We start from the raw sequence: 650 nt of genomic DNA, 5'->3' as shown, positions 1-650 counted from the left end.
GGCTACGCGCTCCCAGACACGCCAGCCGCCCGTTCTGCTAACCTTGCAACGGCCGATACAAGTTCCATTGGGAGAATCCAGCACAATTTCAATTTCGCCACCGTAAGCAGAGCTGGCTGCCGCCGCTTCGAATAAGGTTTTCCCGGAACCGAAATCGATATATTTATATGCCGCCCAATTACCGTTTTCTATTAAAGTCAAATGCTCCGTAAAGCGCTCGTCTCCGGCTTCTGGACCGTTGTCAACAGGCTCAGTTCGTACCATACCCGATAACAGGCAAGCCCTCCAAGCTTCCATTGGACTTCCTGCATCTAGGGGTTCTGAAATGCCTTGAGTCGTCATTTCGACTTCGTTGATGCTACCATCTTCATTGAAAGCAATCGGCTCTATGCAGACGCGTCGATTGTACCGGCTGCCTTGCGAGGAACGATGATAGAACACATACCAGTTCCCATTGAATTCCGCTATCGATCCATGGTTATTCCACGTTTCCGGATCGCATCCGTCGTTATCAATAATGATGCCCCTTTTCGTAAAAGGGCCCAGCGGTGAGGTACTGGTCGCATACCCCAGGCATGAAGCCTTTCCCCGGCTTGTGTCTGTGTAAACCAAATAGTAAATTCCATTCCGTTTGCGAATGGAGGCTCCCT

Annotated in this window: 1 protein-coding gene and 1 pseudogene; both read right to left on the bottom strand. The window is 50.6% G+C overall.

Features of this window, described 5'->3' with window-relative positions; all coding sequences use genetic code 11:
• Positions 1 to 264 (bottom strand): carbohydrate-binding protein (locus AB4Z33_RS31145; protein ID WP_442053597.1); only part of this gene is annotated, 264 nt, incomplete at its 3' end.
• Positions 265 to 369: 105 nt separating this feature from the next.
• A pseudogene (locus AB4Z33_RS31140) lies at positions 370 to 639 on the bottom strand (family 43 glycosylhydrolase); the annotation flags it as partial.
• Positions 640 to 650: the final 11 nt, after the last annotated feature.

The organism is Paenibacillus sp. 2TAB19 (assembly GCF_052115185.1).
In the GTDB taxonomy this organism is placed as follows: Bacteria; Bacillota; Bacilli; order Paenibacillales; family Paenibacillaceae; genus Pristimantibacillus.
The sequence above is the reverse complement of the archived record's forward strand: the minus strand, read 5'-3'. Positions and strand labels throughout refer to the sequence as shown.